Source organism: Oceanobacillus senegalensis (assembly GCF_900176885.1).
In the GTDB taxonomy this organism is placed as follows: Bacteria; Bacillota; Bacilli; order Bacillales; family Amphibacillaceae; genus Oceanobacillus; species Oceanobacillus senegalensis.
On record NZ_LT839648.1, the window covers coordinates 2923571 to 2941539 of the forward strand.

The following is a 17969-nucleotide window of genomic DNA, read 5'->3' on the forward strand; positions in this document are numbered from 1 at the left end:
GACAACTGATACTAGTACTATTGGTTCAAACCTATCGAAAAAAAGACTAAAATTCTCTATTGCCCTTTTGTGTAGTGAACTATGTTCAATATTTGAGGTTTCGTTTGATTTCGTAAAACATTTGAACTTCATTACCCCATGTACGTGTAAAATTCCAGACTTCTAAAAAAAGCTGAAATCTATTCGAATTTAAAATAGATTCCAGCATTTCTTTCCTATTTAATTTAAGAATATAAAGTATAAAATAAAGATAATGGCTAGTCCATACATAATCGGATGAATTTCTTTACCACGACCTTTTACAATCATCGTAATAGGGTAGAAGATAAATCCAACAGCAATACCAGTGGCGATACTATAGGTTAATGGCATCATTAACACTGTAAAGAATGCTGGTACAGCAATTTCGAATTTGTCCCACTCAACATGTTTCAATTGATTTGCCATCATGACTCCAACAATAATTAATGCTGGGGCAGTAACTTGAGATGTTACAATTCCCAATAGCGGAGAGAAGAACAATGACAATAGGAAAAATCCTGCTGCAACAACGGCGGTAAAACCTGTGCGACCGCCTACTCCTACACCTGCTGTTGATTCAACATAAGTCGTAGTTGTAGAAGTACCAACAGTGGCACCTACAACTGTTGCAACTGAATCAGAAAATAAAGCTTTACCAGCACGTGGCAACTTATTGTCTTTAACCAAACCAGCTTGTGTAGCAACTGCAACCAATGTTCCTGCTGTATCAAAAAAATCAACAAAAAGGAATGTTAAAATAACGACAAGCATTTCGATTGTAAAGATATCACCGAAATGTAAGAACGCTTGCCCGAATGTTGGAGCTAGGCTTGGTACAGAGCCAACAATATCATTTATACCGGATGGGACCGGAACTAGCCCAACGAACATACCAACAATGGCAGTAACAATCATTCCATAAAAAATTCCAGCCTTGATGCCCTTTGTAAGCAAAATAACAGAAATTACAAGACCAAATATAGTAAGCAATACAGTAGGAGAAGTAACATCCCCTATTCCCACGAAAGTAGCCTCATTACTTACCACAATACCTGAACTAGTTAATCCGATAAAAGCAATAAATAGTCCGATACCAGCCCCAACTGCCATTTTAAGGTTTTGTGGAATGGCATTGATAATTATTTCACGAAGACCGGTTAATGTTAAAACAATAAAAATAATTCCTGATGCTAATACACCTGCTAATGCCGTTTCCCACGGAATTCCATATCCTATAACAACCGTATAAGCAAAGAATGCGTTAAGTCCCATTCCTGGTGCTAACACAACAGGATATTTAGCTACAAGCCCCATAATCAAGGTACCAACCGCAGCTGCAATTGCTGTTGCTGCGAATACAGCCCCCTTATCCATTCCGGCGTCGCCTAATGTTGCCGGGTTTACAAACAAAATATATGCCATTGCTAGAAAAGTAGTTAATCCAGCAGTAAACTCAGTCCGATAATTTGTCCCCAATTCTTCAAATTGGAAATACTTCTTCATTATGTTTCCTCCTTTTTTGACAAACAAAAAACACCCTTGGATTATCCTAGAGTGCTACACACAGAAAAGTAATCGTTCATTGAATGCCAAACAGGTACATTCAAATTACATTACTAAATCTGCGTAGTCAGACCATTTACGGCGGTCTGGTAGATACTCTTGGGCCATATCCCCAACAATATACGCATTTCTATTAAATTACATTACTATACTACTATTATCATATCGTATTGTCAATAGAAGCCGAACGTTTTTTTACCTTATTTTTATAATGTTTGTATTTACACAGAAAAAGAATCAGTAAGGGAATGCCCCCTACTGATTCTTTTTGATATACATATTTTTCTATCACGTCTCAACCACTAGTAAAGCCCTAATTCGTTCAAGACCCTAAGGTCATACTCTTTTGGCACTAACATTCCATGGTGGTGGGGAAAAACCTCACTGAATGAAGTTATTATTCCCACTCAATGGTTGCAGGTGGCTTGCTTGTTACATCATAAACAACGCGATTGATATGATCTACTTCATTTACAATGCGGGTGGAGATTTTCTCTAATACATCCCATGGTATACGAGCCCAATCCGATGTCATTCCATCGATAGATGTTACAGCACGAATTCCAATTGTATAATCATAAGTACGTGCATCCCCCATAACACCGACACTTTTAATGTTAGGAAGGACAGTGAAGTATTGCCAAATATCTCGGTCTAATCCAGCTGTAGCAATTTCTTCACGTAAAATCGCATCAGATTCACGAACGATTTCTAATTTCTCATCTGTTACTTCACCTAGAACACGAATGGCAAGTCCAGGTCCTGGGAAAGGCTGGCGCCAAACAATATAATCCGGAATTCCCAGTTGCGTACCTAATTCCCTCACTTCATCTTTGAACAAAGTATTTAATGGCTCGATTAATTCAAACTGCATATCTTCCGGAAGTCCACCAACATTATGGTGAGATTTAATCGTTTGCGCTGTATCTGTACCACTTTCAATTACATCCGTATAAAGTGTACCCTGTGCTAGATAATCCATATCTTTTAGTTTATCTGCTTCATCATCAAAAACATAGATAAATTCATTACCGATGATTTTACGTTTCTTCTCTGGATCATCCACACCTTTTAGCTTCGAGAGGAAACGGTCTTTTGCATCCACTTTAATGATATTCATTTGGAAATCATCTGCAAATACTTTCATGACGTCATCTGCTTCATTTTTTCGTAGAAGGCCATGATCTACAAAGATACATGTTAACTGATCACCAATTGCTTTATGGATAAGAGCAGCAACAACAGATGAATCTACGCCACCACTTAGTGCACATAACACTTTTTTGTCGCCAACTTTTGCTCGAATATTAGAAACTTCCTGTTCGATAAAGTTTTCAATACTCCAGTCACCAGTACTTTCACAAACATCATACACGAAATGTCTTAGAACATCATTCCCATACTCAGAATGACGAACCTCTGGATGAAATTGCACACCATATAATTTTTCATCAGGATTGCTCATTGCAGCAACTGGTGTAGATTGACTTGTTGCATCAACCTGAAAGCTAGAAGGAGCTACCGTTACTTTATCACCATGACTCATCCATACTGTTTGCTTGTCAGGAGTATCTTTAAAAAGAACAGGTTGATTATTAAGTTCAATCAATGCCTTTCCATATTCACGATTTTTTGCTTTCTCTACTTTTCCTTCATAGTGAAGCGCCATTAATTGCATTCCATAGCAAATCCCTAATACCGGAATATCTAAGTCAAAGATTTTTTCATCACAACGAAAACTATTCTCGTCATATACACTATGCGGTCCACCTGATAGAATAATTCCTTTTGGATTCATTTGCTTAATTTCTTCCGCTGTCAGCTTGTGCGAATGTAATTCACTGTAAACCCCAAATTCACGAATCCGGCGGGTAATAAGCTGATTATATTGACTACCAAAGTCTAATACCAAAATCATTTCTTCATTTCCCATGAATTGTACGCTCCTATCTATTTTTAACTAATATTACAGGTAGCTATAACTATAAAAAACTTGAACCCCTTACTTCTTATAGCTAAAAAGCTATAAAAAGGCAGAAATCCAAGTTTTTTACGGAAACCATAAGATTAACTGCCTTCATAGTCGGAGCATTTACGGTGCCCCGGTAGAAACTTTCAGGACCATATTTCCTGAGGATATACGAAAGGCATATGAGGTGAGTTGTTTCATAAAAAACAGACTCTACATTATTTTCTTATTCTACTAACCATGCTGAATAAGGTCAACCCATTATACGATTGATTAAATCTTTCCATAATTTTGTTAGTTCATCCATGTTCCCGTTCGATTGCTCATTCTTATAAAGCATGCGTTCATAATAACTGGTTAAGCGACCCATTTCATCCGACTCAAACGTGGTATCGATGACATCCGCATACTCTCTTAATGTTTGATCTGGTGCTTTTACATACCCTTTTTGTTTTAGCACCTTCAACAAATAATGATATGCATCCTGGAAAGTATCTGGATCTCTAGTATGTTCTAGTTTGGAAGAAACCATCCTTGACTGCCAGCGAAATCTGGTTTTATAGATGAATAAGGCAATAGAAGTTAAAACAATAACGGATACAACAAGATACAACCAACCATTCATTCCAGTAGAACCATCATTATCTGTTGTTTGACTAAATGCTGTTTCCACCTCTTCCTCTTTCTCTTGTTGCTTCTCTTCCTCTTCTTCGGTTATTAAATCCTCCGTTGTATCCTCCGATTCCTCTTGTGTCCATTGACCACTTTGTTCTTGCCCAGCATAAAATTCAGTGGGGTTTGAGAATCCCTGTGTTGGTTCAAATGGTACCCAACCTACCTCTGGAAAATAAACCTCCACCCATGAATGGGCATTCGCATTGGTTACTCGATAAACATCTGGTTCACCACTTGGATTATTTTCTATTAAATCGCCACTAGTAAAGCCTTTTACCCATCTTGTTGGTATGTCTAATGTACGCAACATCACCACCATGGAAGTTGAAAAGTTATCACAGTATCCTACTTGGGATTCAAATAGGAACTGATCAACATAATCATCGTCCCCTTCAGGAACCGGAACATCCGTAGTCTGATATTCAAACCCATTACGACTGAAATAACCCTCAACTGCTTTTACTTTATCATAACGATTATCATAGTCAGCTGTAACTTCCTCGGCTAATTCTCCTACTCGTTCTGGTAATGAAGATGGTACCTGCGTATATCTTTCCTTAATCGAGCGCGGATCCTCTTCTGTACTATTTTTTAATTGATTTATCGCAAAAGATGGATAATGGTATTGCATCTCATATGCCAGAACCCCGGGTGCTCCGGGAAACTCCGTTTGAATAGCCTCGGAAACAGAATCAAATGCATAAGTCACTTCCACACCGCTTATTTCCTCGGCATGTTCAATCCCATATGGATAGGTTAGTTTTCCAATCGATGGATTGTCTACCTCTATATTGGCGGATAACTCTTCTGTTTGAACATTCTCTGAAAAGGTCTCTAACTCCATATTTCCTTGAGGCTGCTCGACATATTGGGGATTAGCTGAAAGTTCCCAGCCCTTTCCTGTATAAACATCTTTCGTTTCAATCCGCCAATAATGTGCTTCATGCACTTCCGCTGTAAAAACAGGTGAATGATCTTGAACAAAAGAACCACCTAAACGTGAATCATCCTCACCATAACCAACCTTTTTCATACCACCTTTAGCACTTCCACTCCCTGCACTCTCAGCAGCACTATAAATAAATGGAACAGGATCTGGCCACTGTGGACTTGGCTTAGGTACGAAGGAGCCTACCATTGTAGTAAGGATAATAACCCCAATCAAAGGAATCATCCATGCTGAAGCCTTCTTCATCCAAGTTAATCGTAGGGACTCATGATTGAATTCCTTCATTAAATTAGCAAGAGCCAAAGCAGCCAATGAGATAATAAACGCTCGTATAACGGATATACTTCCGTCAAATACCGTAAAGGTGTCTAATACGGTTAAATAGATAAAGGTCAGTAAAACAAAGAAAAACATCCGCTGCATCTGAACGACCCAATAATGTAATAAATAACTCATCAGCCATATTAGAACCAGAAATAAGAAACTGCGAAATGTCGGTGTCAAATAGTACCACTGCTGTAAAATAGCAGACTCCAAATTAAAACCAAGTTCCATTATTAACTGCTTTATCCATAAAAAGTCGAAAATGGATTGGCTAAAATAGAGGTTATTAATGACAAAAAGAAGTCCAATTCCTTTTAAGGAAAAGGATATCCACCATTTCATTTGAAATAAAGAAAGGAAAAAACAAAAGGCTGCATAAAAAATAAATACCGTTACATTTCTTGTATCCGTGATTTTCTCTAACGGATATAACCACTCCATAAAAAGAAAAAAACTAAAAATATAGAGAATGGAGGTGTAAAACATTGCCATTTTGTTATTTGTGTTCATTCTCACCATACATTCACCTCAACCGGTTTCTTCACTAGCTCCTCTTCAGTGATAATTTGTACACCCACCCCTTCCGTCTGTAATTGTTGCTTCATTTCTCGTACATCTTCTGGTATGAAAGGGAATGATTCGATGTAAAGTATTCTTATCTTCTTCATCCGTTTGTTCATCTGTTGTATCGTTTGCTTAAACATCTCATCCATATTTGTCGTCACGACCATTACCATGTCCCCACTTCCCATTCTCATTAATTGTTCTTTTAATCGAGTGGGAAATGGACGGTTTCCTGACGGACTAAGTTGAGCTAAATGATGGATAATCCTTTTTTGGGATACAGCATCACGTTGCATAGGAAAATAGGAATTCTCATTGCCACCACTTATGGAAAGCATACCTACATTTATATTATTTCTCCTTATGGATTCCATTAATGACCATGTTAGCTCGATGGATGCTTCATATGCTAAGGTATTTAGTCTTTCATAAAAACAATTGTCTAGCACAAGTAAGATGCGTGTGCTTTTCTCCTGTTCAAATTCCTTCGTCATCATTTTATTTTTCCTCGCCGTTTGCTTCCAGTCAATCCAGGAAAAGCGATCCCCTGGTTCATACTCACGTACACCCGTAACGACGTTTGTATTTGTAAATGTATTAATGGAAGCAGATGTAGCGCCCTGTTCGAAACTACTAATTTTCCCGTTCATTTCTACTTGTAATAGACTGGGATGGACAAGCAATTCATCCTCTAGAGGAAAAATCATGACCTTTTTTACAAAACCAAAAATATCAGCCGTTTTCACACGAACCGCCCTTAGTCTATGCTGTCCTCTCGGTACCTGGCCCATGGTATATTGAAGGGTCATTTGACGTTTAAAGCCTGGAAAAACAGCTTTCTTAACATCTCTCGGAATGTTTAAGAGATTGGGTTGGTCCATATAGGCATATTTATCCTGACCACTATCTACTCTATGAAGGCTTTCAGAAAACACCTCTTCCAAAATGACGTAATATAATGGAAAAGGAACCTTTCTTTTAATATCGATTGTTACCGAAATAGATTCACCAGCACGAATAACGGGGGTAGATAATTTCCGTGTTATCACCCAATTCTGCATCGGATATAGTAAAAACAAAAACTGATATAGCAGAATTGGAAAAAAACCAGTAAATAAAAACCAACTAACAAATCCTCCCTGGAACATTGCATAGGAAAACAATATCGCCATAAGAGAGAAAATAAAAAATAGACTACCAAATAGTTTCAGTGACCTTCTCATTTATTAAAAGTCCTTTCGAATCGGAATATACGTCGTTTTCACGATGTTTTCGATTACTTCGTCATTGGATAGCCCCTCATATTTCGCTTCCGCTGTAAGAATAATCCGATGGCCCATAATATACGGAGCCAAAAATTTCACATCATCTGGCAATACATAGTCTCTTCCATAAATATAAGCATATGCTTTAGCTGCTTTCATTAAAGCAATAGCTCCCCTAGGGCTAACACCTAAATAAATAGCGTAATCCTCTCTTGTTTTTGTTACGAGGTTAATAATGTATTGCTGAATACTTTTATCTATATAAACCCCTTTGACATCCGCTTGAACCGATACAAGCTCATCCCTTGTCATTACTGCTTCTATCTCTTCAATAGGTTGATTTCTTGATGTCCGTTCCAAAATCTCTAATTCTTCTAGAAATGTTGGGTATCCCATTTTTAGCTTTAACATAAATCGATCTAGTTGGGCTTCTGGTAATGGGTATGTCCCTTCATATTCAATAGGATTTTGGGTTGCCATAACAAAGAAGGGCCTTTGAAGAGGTATGGATTTTCCATCAACGGTAATATTTTTCTCCTCCATTGCCTCAAGGAGTGATGACTGGGTCTTAGGTGAAGTACGATTGATTTCATCCGCAAGAACGACATTGCCTAAAATAGGTCCGGGACGAAACTCAAATTCTAATTTCTTCGGATTATAGATAGAAATGCCTGTCACGTCTGAAGGTAACAAATCTGGTGTAAACTGAATTCGTTTAAAATCACAGTCCAGTGACTTTGCCAATGCTCGTACCATCATTGTTTTCCCAACACCCGGAACATCCTCCAAAAGCACATGTCCTTCAGCAAGCAAGGCCACTAAGCTAAGTGTTGCAACATCCTCTTTTCCAATCATGACTCTATTAATATTCGCTAATACTTTTTCAACTTTCTCATTATATATCGTTGTATCTTGCATTTATAATTCGCCCCTCTCGACTTCTTGCAAGGCTTCTTATATAAAGAAACACATTATAACTATACAAGAAATAACATGCAAGTAAAAGTAGTATTATATGTAAAACTAGTATGTACAATCTAATAATCTTTTAAACTTGTTTCTACTATTAAAAAGGAGCTATACGCTTTCAAACCGTAAAAAATCCCGTCCCACTATTTAAGTGGGGACGAGATATTATGTCAGTAAATTATATTTCAATCTAAATCAGCTGGATAAACACCATTTTCATCATGGATTTCTTTTCCACTTAATGGTGGATTGAACACACAAACCATTCTAGCGTCTTCAATACCACGTAGTAGATGCTCATCATGTTCATCTAATGCATAAAGTGTATTTGCTTTAATGGTATAAACTTTATTATCCTTCAATGTCTCTACTTCCGCATGACCTTCAATGCAGTAAACAGCTTCAAGGTGATTTTTATAATGAATGTGTGTTTCCGTACCTGCACGTATAATCGTTTCCGTTACGGAAAAGCCCATTCCATCGGCTTTTGTTAGTAAACGAGTACTTGCCCAATTTCCACCATCTACATGATGTTCTGTTTTTTTAACTTCGTCTAATTTGACAACTTTCATCCTATTATCTCCTTCCTCTTTATCATATAGAAAATATAGAGAATAGACGTTTTATATTTGAACCCACGTATATTTCTCCCCCCAGCTTTCTCTTGCAATGGTTTCAATTTCTTTTACGATATCATCATCAATGGCAAATGCATCACCCTGTTCATATGGATTATAATGAAAGGCGTATAGTCTTGAAACAAACTGATGGAAAGGTAGGGATGATTCTCCGGGTACCTCGCCATTTCCCGATACCGTTGGTGTAATCTCTTGTCCCCAGTTTTGTGCACCGTCATTGTTCGGGTTATAAAAGTACACACGGTATTTACCTTTTGGATCCTTGGCAATACGTTGAATAGATACGGCATGAAGTCCTAATAAGCTTCCGGAGGAATTCGTAATAAATATCCCTACCGGATTTGGATAAATCAATTCGTATCCCTCGTTATACTCAGGGTGATGGGTTGAGTAAAACAACCGGACAAATCCAGAATAGTCTGCAATTGAACCTGTCATCGGATCAAGTGTACTGGAAAATCCTTTAGATACCCAATTCCCGTAGAAGGCTGGATTTACCCATTTATGGACATCATCTCCTCTAAATTTCGTACGACGAACAAGTTCACCATAAATCCGGTCGAGATGCGGTACCAATATCAATGAAACGGGATCTAATTCCTCATGAAGGTCATCCACAAGACCTTCCCGCAAATCCTTGGAATGAATCGATCTCCCCTCAAACATGACGTCAATATCTCCATCACGTGCTGCCCGAGGAATTAATTCCAGCAAATATCCTGGTGCATGTAAAGACCATAAACTAATACCCCTTGCTGTTTGACAGGTCGGATTCATCCCTTGTCCTACTCCTAACGGCTGACCCAGTACACTTATGACACCAGCAACCAAAATATTATTTGCCGTAATCCCTTCGTTCCCATTTATGGAATTTAAAAGAACTTTGCGTACTTCTGGCAATAAATCTAACTCAATTAATCGCCTTAATCCTGGGATAACTGGAGTTGATGAAAGCACACCACGTTCCAGCATACAAGTTAAACCGTAAAGGGACTGTCTTAATGGCGGATGAATAGCAACCTTAATCAAATCAGTGACAGTCGAAAAATGCTCTTCTAAATTTGCTTGGCCTTTTTTACTTAAATCCAGAGCCTCCGCAATCAATTCTGGCTTTTGGCGATTTAAAAAACGGACTAAAATGGTATGATGCTTGGACACTAACCCCGTTTTTCGCATATATTTCGCAAACGTGCGAGCCTCTTGCTTTAATTCCTTATCATCCATTTTCTTTAATTCGTTTCTGTATGCCTTTAAATCCTTCTTTTCACTTCGTTTGGTCGTCCCGTCAACCGCTTTAACATAAAATTCTATTGCATCCTTTTCCTTTTTATCAATATCCGCGTCCAATAATTGCTCCGCATTGTTGATCATTTTTAGAATTCGATTGACCATAATCGGTCGCTGTGCCACCAGTTCATCTAATTCATGAATCAGTGCACCAGAAATGGCGCCTAATGAAAGTTCCTTGCTTAGAAATTTAAACAACCTTACAATTCTTTCCTTTTCTTTAGTCTTTCCTTCAATTCGAGCTGCTTCTGTTTCTTCTGGGATTAAGGTATCAATATTTAACGCCATTACTTCATTTAAAAAATCCTGTGCTTGCTTTTTAGTAACCTGTGGATGTGTATGTTTTCCTTTTGCCAATGAAAGCATTCTTAGTTCGCTAAGAATATCGACAATCGGTGTCATCCCGCCAGCCTGTAGGGACCCCTTAACTAAGTTAGGCTGTAAATGAGCGGGATCTGCCCATGGACCACCCTCAAAAATACCAGCTTCTTCAAAACGATCGGCAAACTGATATAAAAAACGCATTCCATTCTCTTCATCCATTACACGTGCCGCTGCTTGAAGTGCATCAGATTGATACATATTTTTCGCATATGGAAAAGCGGATTCCAATGTCTCTAAAGCCTGTTTAAACTGTTCCGTTTTACTAGTGTCTATTTTTATGGATGTCATTCGTTAATTTCCCTCCATTTAAATATAAAAATTATGATCTACATAATCAGTCAGCAACTGTTTAACCTGTTCACCGTCATTACCATAAAAGAAAATGGTACCTAGATGATTTCCATATCCCTCTTGATTGCTTTGGATTTTAGGAACAGCAGGTTTGTATAATGTATGTTTATCAAAGTATTCATGGTCTTCCAGCTCCCCTGGTATATTTACTTTACTAATATAATTAGTTTTTGGATAAACAAGGAAACTTCCTGCATGTCCATTATTTTTTGTTTCATCAGGGAAGATATCCTTCAATTCCTCTTCCGTCGTATTAGGGTCACAGCATAAAATATGTGCCTCATATGGATTAAAACCATATGATTTCCTCATTAAATCAAAAATATGGCCACCTGGAATCCGATATGCTACCTCACCGAAATACACAGCCCCTTCATCGGTAATAAAAAATTCTGGGTGAATCAAGCCATATTCGATGTCAAAGATATCCACAATCTTTTGAACTTCCTCGCGAATCTGGGGACGATATTTCTCAACTTCTTTTGTAGGAGGGACCATCATGGAATATCCAAATACCACGTACTCGGTAATATTTAAAAAACGAACCTTTCCTTTGTGAATAAAAGCTTCACAAGAAACCTCCAAACCATCCAAATGACTTTCCATTAAGCTAGGGAAATTTTCGTCATGCAACTTCGAATCAATATCTTCATGAGATATAACCATACGATGGCCAGAGGCACCAGCTTTATTTAATGCTTTTACATGGATTGGTTCCAGTTCGTCCCCTTGCTTTCGTAACATTGCGCTATTTACACGATCAAAAAAATTACGGACATCCTCTTTATTTCTTGCTTCTTCAAAAATCCCTACACGTAATCCGCCAACATGTGCTCGTCTTTTCATCATTGCTTTATCCCTAAATAAAATGGAATGATCAAATAACCTTGCGTCCTTCCTAAATCGGGAATTTAATGCCCCAGCCCACTCCACTGTTTCTTCAAAAATTGGGACCGCATGATCGACATCCAATTTTTTTAAAAGAGCATGCAATTCCTCTGATCTCTTGTAAACCTCTTCATACGGCAAATCCTTACCAAAGTCCCATGAAACAAATGGAATCTGATGTTCTTCGGCATAACCTTCAAACTCCGGCAGACTTACTACAACAAATGGACGCTTTAATCGGTGCATCGCTTCAATGGATGGGATGCCCCAACCAATAAGTGCAACTTTTTTATCCTTCGCCCTTTTCTGATGGTTAAGCCGTATTGGTCCAGTTTTCCGATTACGAAGCCTTTGCCGATCCCTTTGGTCATTTTCTTTAAAATGATATTCCTCCGCATAACTTCTTCTTTCCAATGGCATTGTTCCTCACCTTTCATCCATGAAATTATCAACCTTTACTAAGGATTACCATTACCTAAAAAAATATAAGTATATTTTCCTACAAAAAAACCCCCGATATCTGTCGGGGGTTTTCTAAATACAACTTTTTATAAAGAAATGTTAATTTCACTTATATTGTACTGAATTTTAAAGTTAAGACGTAAAATTAAATAAAATGCCATCTTCCATTATTTCTAAATTCACCTTTCAAATCCCATGGAATGTCAAGTTTATAAATTTACAATAGAACTATAAGTTTTTATACCATATGTTCATATTTTCTAATCGACCGGCAATATTACTATTTCGAATCATTTTTCCACCATAAGTAAAACCAAGCTTTGCATTCACGATATTCATCCCCATTGATATGGACCTTGAATAAGAAAAAAAGGTTTTAATTTTCATTTCACCCATTAACCTTATCAACCTTAATGCCTGATTGTATAACAACCCTTTTCCACGATGAGCTGGAATGGTTGCACAATCCGAAAGCTCTGCAGCATTAAAAGCCGGCATAACATCAGCTGAACAGGCACTTACAATTTCTCCATTTTTTTCTGCTACCGAAAAATACACATCACTATTCATCATTTCCAAAATAAAATCTGGGTCATTCATTGGGGTTGGGTAAGACTCAAAAACTGTATCGTATAATGTTGCCATATTATAGCGGTCACCTGGTTTGGCCCAACGAATGGTATATTCCCTACTAATAGAATATTTCTCACCTTGATTGAAGAAATCCTTGGCTTTATTCAGAATAATTGTTTCCTTTTCTTCCTCTTTGTTACCATTTTCTTCTTTATTTAAAAATAAAGCGTAAATAAACGAATCATTTCCATTAAAAAAACCTTTAATTTTACCTTCATAATTAAAATCCTGTTGTTTCATCAAAGCTACTTCATTTTCCCTCACGTAAAAAATAATCTTATCGCAATTTTGATCATTTCCCATCTCTATTAAGTAATGGATAAAAATATCCAAGTAGGTCTGTGCAGGAATTTGGTAGACCTTTATTCTTTGATTGATTTTTTCTACGTTAATCTGCTCCATACATAACGAAAGGTCTGGCGATAAGTTACGTATTAACTGCATTAGACTTTCACGCTCCCCATTTTGTTTGCTGTTATATATTTTATTAAGGGAACGTAATGGATATGACCTTTTCCGGCAAGCATACTAAGTCTTACTCCACACTTACGAAAGAAATGGGACTGGGACAAAACACCAGTAATTAAAAAATTGGTACTCGCCAAAAAGTTGGGGCATACCTATTTTTATGCACACAAAAAGCGACTAAACTATTTCCAACGTAACAGCTATCAACCTAGAAATCCAAATCTTACGTAAGAAAAGATTTTTTATATTTTAAAAAACTTTTCACTCAATTATAAGGTATATAGAATGAATACATTTTTAAGAGGAATTCTAGGGGGAGTGTGTCTAATTGAATCAAACCTGATGAAATATCATTTACATCCATGACGAAAGGTACAAAAGCGATAATGGAGAAGCAAACGACAGTTGCCCGCAAATGCTTAATGACGGTACGCTTCGGGTAATTACATAAGGAGGATAAAGAAAAATGTGTGGATTTGTTAGTGTCATGAGACATCCGAAAGTCTCTAAAGTAAAACAACATAGCCATAGTGATATAACATGGCGGAGTGCCATGATTAGACACCGCGGCCCAGATGATGAAGATATTTATCATGATAACCTGATGTCATTAGCTTTTCGCCGGTTACGTATTATTGATTTAAAACGTGGCCGCCAACCATTGCCATTTGCAGATTCCCGATACTGGCTTGTTTTTAATGGTGAAATATATAACTATAAAGAATGGAGGGAGAAGCTAGCTTCAAAGGGATATACGTTTGAGACAGACTCGGATACGGAAGTGATTGGTAAACTGTTTCTTGAGGAGGGTGTTCAAGCTTTTTCAAAGCTCCGAGGCATGTTTGCCATCTTAATTTGGGACCGAAAAGAAAAGACTGTATATGGAGCACGTGATCCGTTTGGTATAAAGCCGTTTTATTATCAAGAAAAAGAGACTGAAACATTATTTGCTTCCGAAGAAAAAAGCCTAGTTTATAATACCAATCCTGTTCAACTTGATAATGAGGCACTTCAGCATTATTTTAGTTTTCAATATGTACCAGAACCCAGGACTTTATTTGAAGATATTAAAAAAGTTGAACCCGGGTCATATTTTATTAAAAAGGCAGGAGAACCTATACAATTCACTCGTTATTTCCATGCTACATTTCAACCAGTAGATACCTCTAAGAATGAAGTTATTCACACGTTAAGAAAAACGCTTGATGATTCCGTACAAGCTCATATGCAAAGTGATGTACCAGTTGGTGCATTTCTTTCTGGGGGTATTGATTCTAGTTTCATCGTAGCATTAGCAAAACAATATCATCCTAACATCGAAACATTTTCGGTAGGCTTTGATTGTAAAGGATTTTCCGAGTTAGATGTCGCTAAAGAAACAGCGGATAAGTTAGGAGTAAGAAACCATTCTTATCACATTAGTGCGAAGGAATTCATAGATGCATTGCCGGATATCGTATGGCACTTAGATGACCCGCTTGCAGATCCAGCTTGCGTCCCACTCTACTTTGTGGCTCGTTATGCAAAAAAACATGTAAAGGTCGTATTGTCTGGTGAAGGAGCGGATGAGTTATTTGGCGGGTATAATATATACCATGAACCGCACTCTTTACAAATATTCGATAAATTGCCTACTTCTTTTACAAAAGCAATCCATCGCCTTGCTGATATTTTCCCGGAAGGTATGAAGGGTAAAAGTTTTCTAAAACGGGGAACGACGCCTCTTAGTGATCGGTATATCGGGAACGCTAAAATCTTTGAAGAAAAACAAAAAGAAACGTTTTATAAAGCATTTGATTACCGGTGTACCTATCATAAAATTACTGCACCACTCTATCATTTGGTAAAAAACCAAGACAAAATACACCAAATGCAGTACATAGACATTCATACATGGCTCCCGGGTGATATCCTTTTAAAAGCGGATAGAATGACAATGGCACACTCCCTCGAGTTGCGTGTCCCTTTTTTGGACAAGGAAGTATACAATATTGCCCGGCGTATTCCTACAAACCAAACCGTTACTGATGGCACTACAAAATGGGTGGTACGAAAGGCAGCACAGGGAATAGTCCCGGATCACGTTCTAAATCAAAGAAAGCTTGGATTCCCCGTTCCGATTCGTCACTGGCTTAAAGATGAATTATACGATTGGGCAAAAGAGCTCATTCAACAAAGTGAGACCAATCATTTAATAGATAAATCTGTTGCCCTTCAGTTACTTGATTACCATGCAAGCGGGAAAAGAGATTACTCTCGACATATTTGGACCATTATCATATTTATGATGTGGCATCAAATATTTATAGAACAAAGGCATCCATATTTTATCAAGACCATGGATAGTAAAAGGGAGTATAGCATGTAAGATGGATTGAGGAATGCTATGTTATCATTATGTTTTATAAATAAGTTCTCGGTTAAACAGCCACCTGCCCAAGCAGGTGGTTATTTTGTATAGCTTGTTCATAGTGACACACGATGTCACGAATCGCCCCTACCCCATTGTCTTTATACAAAAAAAGCCCTACAGAGATTTTACTCTCCGCAGAACGTTTCTTCAAAACTTATAGGTTACGGGGGACAAGTACCTCCCCCGTGTTCTTTATTGATATAAAAGTGGTGCGCCTGGTCCAAGTGGAAGACCTAGTAGCATCCAAATAACTAACACAATTGTCCAGCCAACTAAGAAATATATTGAATAAGGAACCATCGTTGAAATCAACGTACCAATTCCCATTTTCTTATCATATTTTTGAGCAAACGCAATAATAATTGCAAAATAAGTCATTAACGGTGAAATTATATTCGTAGACGAGTCGGCGATTCGATAAGCCATTTGTGTTAACTCTGGTGAATATCCCAGTTGCATCATGATTGGAACAAAGACTGGTGCCATCATCGCCCATTTCGCCGAGGCACTTCCAATAAATAAATTGATAAATGCTGTTATTAAAATAAACAGGAGAATTAGTGGAATACCGGTTAGATTAACACTATCTAGAAATTCCGCACCATATACACCAAGCACTAATCCCATATTAGATTCATTAAAATATGCAACGAATTGACCTGCCGTAAATGCTAAAACAATAAACATTCCCATGGATGCCATTGTGTCTGTCATTTGGCCCGCTACATCTTTATCATTGCGAATGGATTTGGTTACCATCCCATAAACAAGTCCTGGAATAAAAAACAAAATCGCAATAATCGGCACTAAGGAGCTCATGAATGGTGACTGAATAATTTGATCCATCCAGTTCCCTTCCGTACCACGCATCGGTGCATTCTCTGGTAAAATAAGTAAACTCATGAGAATAACAGAGACAATCACAGAAACTCCAGCCCAAACAATCCCTTTTTTCTCGGCAGATGTTAATGTTTCTAATTTTTCACGATATTCTCCTTTATACTCGCCCAAGCGTGGTTCAACCACACGTTCCGTTACCCATGCGCCAATAAAAGTAAGAATAAATGTTGAAACAATAATAAAGTAATAGTTCATCGCAATACTCATATTGTCTGCATATGCAGGATCGATAATTGCCGCACCAGCAGTAGTCAATTCACCTAATAGTGCATCGGTACCTGATAGGAATAAATTTGCACTAAATCCACCAGAAACTCCTGCAAACGCTGCTGCTAAACCAGCAAGCGGGTGACGACCTAATGCTGCAAAGATTAACGCACCAAGTGGAGGTAGAACAACATATCCTGCGTCAGATGCCACACTAGACATAATCCCTGCAAATACTAGTCCTAATGTAATAAATCTCTTAGGAACAGATAATACGAACCCTCTTAGTAGGGCACTAATTAAACCCGAGCGCTCCGCTACACCAATACCAAGCATCGTTAAAAGAACAACTCCTAATGGTGCAAACCCTATGAAATTATCCGTCATGCTCGTAAATATATATTGTATTCCTTCAGCACTTAATAAATTTTTAATTTCAACCATTTCCCCTTCGTTACCAGGGTGTTCTACACGAATTCCTAATGGCTGTAATAATGCTGAAAGGAGAAGAACCGCTAAAGCTAAAATTGCGAACAATGTAACAGGATGTGGGAGTTTATTACCAACCACCTCAATCCCATCCAGTGAACGCTGAAACAAACCTCTTCTTTTATTACTCATAATTACTTCCTTTCTTTCACCATATGGATAATATTCTGAAAAATACTTCTTATTTTGTACACCAAGCTACATTATAAAATGTGTTATTACTATTGAGAACCCATTTTCCAGAAGTAAAAATTGCAACATATTTCTCCATATTTCGAGTAATTACTTTAATGACTCTGAACTTCAGTCCTTTTATTGGAGTTAGCACCTATTTATTCAGTGTTTCTTTTATCAGTAATATTTCAATTTATTGGTGTTCCACTCTTTTTATCAGCGGTCCTTTCCTTTTATCAGCTTTTCCTTCACGTTTATCGGCGTTCCTTCACGTTTATCAGCGTTCCTTCACGTTTATCAGCGTTCCTTCACGTTTATCGGCGTTCCTTCACGTTTATCGGCGTTCCTTCACGTTTATCGGCGTTCCTTCACGTTT

11 protein-coding genes and 2 riboswitches are annotated in these 17969 nt (G+C 37.7%); of the genes, 1 reads left to right on the plus strand and 10 read right to left on the minus strand.

From position 1 onward, the window contains the following. Positions 1-219 precede the first annotated feature (219 nt). The 9 genes from CAO17_RS14110 to ablB form a co-directional block, all read right to left on the minus strand. Positions 220-1524: an NCS2 family permease gene (locus tag CAO17_RS14110; protein ID WP_085993324.1), complete on the minus strand. Its 1305-nt coding sequence runs from the start codon at positions 1522-1524 to the stop codon at positions 220-222. Positions 1525-1628: 104 nt separating this feature from the next. Further along, a riboswitch (purine riboswitch) is annotated at positions 1629-1730 on the minus strand. Positions 1731-1981: 251 nt separating this feature from the next. Continuing rightward, a complete protein-coding gene (gene guaA / locus CAO17_RS14115) occupies positions 1982-3517 on the minus strand; it encodes a glutamine-hydrolyzing GMP synthase (RefSeq protein WP_085993325.1) in 1536 nt (511 codons plus the stop codon). Between the two features lie 127 nt (positions 3518-3644). Further along, positions 3645-3748, minus strand: a riboswitch (purine riboswitch). Positions 3749-3806: 58 nt separating this feature from the next. Beyond that, complete coding sequence (locus tag CAO17_RS14120) at positions 3807-6011, minus strand: transglutaminase TgpA family protein (protein ID WP_085994497.1); 2205 nt, start codon at positions 6009-6011, stop codon at positions 3807-3809. Between the two features lie 2 nt (positions 6012-6013). Further along, positions 6014-7288 (minus strand): DUF58 domain-containing protein, encoded by a 1275-nt coding sequence (locus CAO17_RS14125; RefSeq protein WP_085993326.1) that lies wholly within the window; start codon positions 7286-7288, stop codon positions 6014-6016. 3 nt (positions 7289-7291) lie between these two features. Continuing rightward, on the minus strand, positions 7292-8248 hold the full coding sequence (locus CAO17_RS14130) for an AAA family ATPase (protein WP_085993327.1): 957 nt from the start codon (positions 8246-8248) through the stop codon (positions 7292-7294). A 236-nt stretch (positions 8249-8484) separates the two neighbouring features. Then, positions 8485-8871, minus strand: a complete 387-nt coding sequence (locus CAO17_RS14135; protein WP_085993328.1) for an ectoine synthase — start codon at positions 8869-8871, stop codon at positions 8485-8487. Positions 8872-8922: 51 nt separating this feature from the next. Further along, the gene (locus CAO17_RS14140) at positions 8923-10896 is read right to left on the minus strand and encodes a hypothetical protein (protein ID WP_085993329.1); all 1974 of its coding nucleotides are present in this window, start codon (positions 10894-10896) and stop codon (positions 8923-8925) included. Positions 10897-10914: 18 nt separating this feature from the next. Beyond that, positions 10915-12267, minus strand: a complete 1353-nt coding sequence (locus CAO17_RS14145; RefSeq protein ID WP_085993330.1) for an ATP-grasp domain-containing protein — start codon at positions 12265-12267, stop codon at positions 10915-10917. A 270-nt stretch (positions 12268-12537) separates the two neighbouring features. After that, positions 12538-13386: a putative beta-lysine N-acetyltransferase gene (gene ablB, locus CAO17_RS14150; protein WP_085993331.1), complete on the minus strand. Its 849-nt coding sequence runs from the start codon at positions 13384-13386 to the stop codon at positions 12538-12540. Between the two features lie 490 nt (positions 13387-13876). Here ablB and asnB point away from each other — a divergent pair, with 490 nt between their 5' ends. Beyond that, on the plus strand, positions 13877-15778 hold the full coding sequence (gene asnB / locus CAO17_RS14155) for an asparagine synthase (glutamine-hydrolyzing) (protein ID WP_085993332.1): 1902 nt from the start codon (positions 13877-13879) through the stop codon (positions 15776-15778). Positions 15779-16015: 237 nt separating this feature from the next. Here asnB and CAO17_RS14160 read toward each other — a convergent pair whose 3' ends face one another. Next, complete coding sequence (locus CAO17_RS14160) at positions 16016-17551, minus strand: AbgT family transporter (RefSeq protein WP_085993333.1); 1536 nt, start codon at positions 17549-17551, stop codon at positions 16016-16018. Between the last annotated feature and the right edge of the window lie 418 nt (positions 17552-17969).

Coding starts and splice junctions, on each gene's coding strand:
- CAO17_RS14110 (WP_085993324.1), bottom strand. CDS start 1,524: ATGAAGAAGTATTTCCAATTTGAAGAATTGGGGACAAATTATCGGACT.
- guaA (WP_085993325.1), bottom strand. CDS start 3,517: ATGGGAAATGAAGAAATGATTTTGGTATTAGACTTTGGTAGTCAATAT.
- CAO17_RS14120 (WP_085994497.1), bottom strand. CDS start 6,011: ATGAACACAAATAACAAAATGGCAATGTTTTACACCTCCATTCTCTAT.
- CAO17_RS14125 (WP_085993326.1), bottom strand. CDS start 7,288: ATGAGAAGGTCACTGAAACTATTTGGTAGTCTATTTTTTATTTTCTCT.
- CAO17_RS14130 (WP_085993327.1), bottom strand. CDS start 8,248: ATGCAAGATACAACGATATATAATGAGAAAGTTGAAAAAGTATTAGCG.
- CAO17_RS14135 (WP_085993328.1), bottom strand. CDS start 8,871: ATGAAAGTTGTCAAATTAGACGAAGTTAAAAAAACAGAACATCATGTA.
- CAO17_RS14140 (WP_085993329.1), bottom strand. CDS start 10,896: ATGACATCCATAAAAATAGACACTAGTAAAACGGAACAGTTTAAACAG.
- CAO17_RS14145 (WP_085993330.1), bottom strand. CDS start 12,267: ATGCCATTGGAAAGAAGAAGTTATGCGGAGGAATATCATTTTAAAGAA.
- ablB (WP_085993331.1), bottom strand. CDS start 13,386: ATGCAGTTAATACGTAACTTATCGCCAGACCTTTCGTTATGTATGGAG.
- asnB (WP_085993332.1), top strand. CDS start 13,877: ATGTGTGGATTTGTTAGTGTCATGAGACATCCGAAAGTCTCTAAAGTA.
- CAO17_RS14160 (WP_085993333.1), bottom strand. CDS start 17,551: ATGAGTAATAAAAGAAGAGGTTTGTTTCAGCGTTCACTGGATGGGATT.